The 3,808-nt window shown below is 44.3% G+C and carries 3 protein-coding genes and 1 pseudogene; all 4 read left to right on the top strand.

What is annotated here, in order from left to right; translation table 11 throughout:
- Positions 1 to 32 precede the first annotated feature (32 nt).
- Entirely contained in the window at positions 33 to 266 is a 234-nt protein-coding gene (secG, locus tag SORDD24_RS07230; RefSeq protein ID WP_000282517.1) for a preprotein translocase subunit SecG, read from the top strand.
- Positions 267 to 360: 94 nt separating this feature from the next.
- Positions 361 to 2,715: a ribonuclease R gene (rnr, locus tag SORDD24_RS07235; protein ID WP_061409102.1), complete on the top strand. Its 2,355-nt coding sequence runs from the start codon at positions 361 to 363 to the stop codon at positions 2,713 to 2,715.
- Positions 2,678 to 3,146, top strand: a pseudogene (gene smpB, locus SORDD24_RS07240) (SsrA-binding protein SmpB). Before rnr ends, smpB begins: the two are co-directional and overlap by 38 nt.
- Positions 3,147 to 3,160: 14 nt before the next feature.
- Positions 3,161 to 3,808: SAM-dependent methyltransferase TehB (tehB, locus tag SORDD24_RS07245; protein ID WP_231082700.1), on the top strand; the 648-nt coding region annotated here is incomplete at its 3' end.

The raw sequence follows: 3,808 nt of genomic DNA on the forward strand, positions 1-3,808 counted from the left end.
GGTAAAATAATAGGGATTTTAAGGAGTTTGATATGTATAACCTATTATTAACCATTTTATTAGTATTATCTGTTGTGATTGTGATTGCGATTTTTATGCAACCAACCAAGAACCAATCCAGCAATGTATTTGATGCCAGCTCAGGTGATTTGTTTGAACGTAGTAAAGCGCGTGGTTTTGAAGCTGTGATGCAACGTTTGACAGGTATTTTAGTCTTTTTCTGGCTAGCCATTGCCTTAGCATTGACGGTATTATCAAGTAGATAAGAAATGGGCGAGACTAGGTCTTAGCCTATTTTTATTTTTAACGACACTTACAAAGTTATCAATCAAAAAAATTATAAAAATCTAGAAAGAAAACATGAAAGATAAAATAAAAGAATATTTGCAAGAGAAGGGGCGAGTGACGGTAAATGACCTGGCTCAGGCTCTCGGAAAGGATGGATCCAAGGATTTCCGTGAGTTGATTAAGACCCTGTCTCTGATGGAAAGAAAGCACCAGATTCGATTTGGAGAAGATGGTAGCCTCACCTTGGACCAGAAGAAGAAACATGAAATCACCCTCAAAGGGGTTTTTCATGCCCATAAAAATGGTTTTGGCTTTGTCAGTCTGGAAGGCGAAGATGACGACCTTTTTGTAGGAAAAAACGATGTCAACTATGCCATTGATGGCGATACCGTTGAGGTTGTCATCAAGAAAGTTGCTGATCGTAACAAGGGAACGGCAGCAGAAGCCAAGATTATCGATATCCTAGAGCATAGTCTGACAACCGTTGTCGGGCAAATCGTTCTAGATCAGGAAAAGCCCAAGTATGCTGGCTATATTCGTTCCAAAAATCAAAAAATTAGCCAACCGATCTATGTTAAGAAACCAGCCCTCAAACTTGAAGGGACAGAGGTTCTCAAAGTCTTTATCGACAAATACCCAAGTAGAAAACACGATTTCTTTGTAGCATCTGTACTTGATGTAGTAGGACATTCTACTGATGCGGGGATTGATGTCCTAGAGGTCTTGGAGTCCATGGACATTGTCTCTGAGTTTCCAGAGGCCGTTCTCAAGGAGGCAGAAAATGTCCCTGACGCTCCCTCCGAAAAGGATATGGAAGGTCGTCTGGATCTGAGAGACGAGCTTACCTTTACCATCGACGGTGCAGATGCCAAGGATTTGGATGATGCTGTGCATATCAAGCAACTGAAAAATGGCAATCTGGAACTTGGTGTTCACATCGCGGATGTTTCCTACTATGTGACAGAGGGTTCTGCCCTTGACAAGGAAGCCCTCAACCGTGCGACCTCTGTCTATGTGACAGACCGTGTGGTTCCTATGCTACCAGAACGCCTATCAAATGGCATCTGCTCCCTCAATCCCCAAGTGGATCGTTTGACCCAGTCTGCTATCATGGAAGTTGATAAAAAGGGTCGTGTGGTCCACTACACGATTACCCAGACTGTTATCAAGACTAGTTTTCGGATGACCTATAGTGCTGTCAATGACATCCTAGCTGGCGATGAGGAGAAAAGACAAGAGTATAAGAAAATTGTTCCTAGTATCGAGCTTATGGCCAAGCTTCATGAAATTCTAGAAAATATGCGTGAGAAACGTGGTGCCCTTAATTTTGATACCAGTGAAGCTAAGATTCTAGTGGATAAAAAAGGCAAGCCTGTGGATATCGTTCTTCGCCAACGTGGCATTGCAGAGCGCATGATTGAGTCCTTTATGTTACTTGCAAATGAAACGGTGGCTGAGCATTTTACTAAACTGGATTTGCCGTTTATTTATCGGATTCACGAGGAGCCAAAGGCTGAAAAGGTGCAGAAGTTTATTGATTATGCTTCTAGTTTTGGCTTGCGGATTTATGGGACTGCTAGTGAGATGAGTCAGGAAGCCCTCCAAGATATCATGCGTGCTGTTGAGGGTGAACCCTATGCGGATGTATTGTCCATGATGCTTCTTCGCTCCATGCAACAGGCTCGCTACTCAGAGCATAATCACGGTCACTATGGTCTTGCTGCTGAGTTTTATACTCACTTTACCAGCCCTATTCGTCGGTATCCGGACCTTCTCGTTCACCGTATGATTCGCGACTACGATCGTTCCAAGGAAATGGCAGAGCATTTTGAGCAGGTCATCCCAGAGATTGCGACCCAGTCTTCTAACCGTGAGCGCCGTGCCATCGAGGCAGAACGTGAAGTCGAAGCCATGAAAAAGGCCGAGTACATGGAAGAATATGTGGGTGAGGAGTATGATGCAGTTGTATCAAGTATTGTCAAATTTGGCCTCTTTGTTGAATTGCCAAACACGGTTGAAGGCTTGATTCACATCACCAATCTGCCTGAGTTTTACCATTTTAATGAGCGGGATTTAACTCTTCGTGGGGAGAAGTCTGGTACTACCTTCCGTGTAGGACAGCAGATTCGTATCCGAGTTGAACGAGCCGATAAGATGACGGGTGAGATTGATTTCTCGTATGTCCCAAGTGAGTTTGATGTGATCGAGAAAGGCTTGAAACAGGCTGGTCGTAAAGACAGAGGAAAAAGTTCTAACCGCCAATCAGACAAGAGAGAAGATAAGAGAAGAAACAGTCGTTCCAACGACAAGCGCAAGCATTCTCAAAAAGAAAAGAAGAAAAAGGGCAAGAAACCTTTTTACAAGGCAGTAGCTAAGAAAGGAGCCAAGAATGGCAAAGGGCGAGGGAAAGGTCGTCGCACAAAATAAAAAAGCGCGCCACGACTATACAATCGTGGATACGCTAGAAGCAGGAATGGTACTAACCGGAACGGAGATCAAAAGTGTTCGAGCTGCTCGGATCAATCTAAAAGATGGATTTGCCCAAGTGAAAAACGGGGAAGTCTGGCTGAGCAATGTTCATATCGCTCCTTATGAAGAGGGCAATATCTGGAATCAAGAACCAGAACGCCGTCGAAAAACTTTTGCTTCATAAAAAGCAAATACAAAAATTGGAACAAGAGACCAAAGGGACAGGGATGACGCTGGTGCCCCTCAAAGTTTATCTCAAAGATGGCTACGCCAAGTTGCTTTTGGGTATTGCCAAAGGGAAACACGATTATGACAAACGTGAGTCTATCAAACGACGGGAACAAAATCGAGATATCGCGCGTGTCATGAAAGCCGTCAACCACCGTTAGAAAGAGAAACGAAAATGGAAAATCTAGTTGCCTACAAACGCATGCCCTTGTGGACCAAGGAGACCATGCCAGAGGCTGTTCAGAGACAGCACAATACCAAGGTCGGTACTTGGGGAAAGATTACCATCTTAAAAGGTGCTCTCAAATTTATTGAGTTGACAGAAGCAGGCGAGACTGTTGCTGAACACCTCTTTGAAGCAGGTGCTGACAATCCTATGGCGCAACCCCAAGCTTGGCACCGTGTGGAGGCTGTGACAGATGATGTGGAATGGTACTTGGAGTTTTACTGCAAGCCAGAGGATTATTTCACAAAGAAATACCAGACCAATCCTGTCCACTCAGAAGTCCTAGAGGCTATGCAGACGGTAAAAGCAGGAAAAGCCCTGGATCTGGGCTGTGGACAAGGTCGAAACGCCCTCTTTTTAGCCCAGCAAGGTTTTGATGTGACAGCTGTAGATCAAAATGAACTCTCACTTGAAATCTTGCAAAGTATAGTGGAACAAGAGGACTTGGACATGCCTGTCGGTCTCTATGATATCAACTCAGCTAGCATTAGCCAAACCTATGATTTCATTGTGTCAACAGTTGTTCTCATGTTTTTACAGGCTGAGCGCATTCCCGCTATCATCCAAAACATGCAGGAGCAGACCACCATCGGTGGC

Source organism: Streptococcus oralis, from assembly GCF_001579175.1.
Taxonomy (GTDB): domain Bacteria; phylum Bacillota; class Bacilli; order Lactobacillales; family Streptococcaceae; genus Streptococcus; species Streptococcus oralis_O.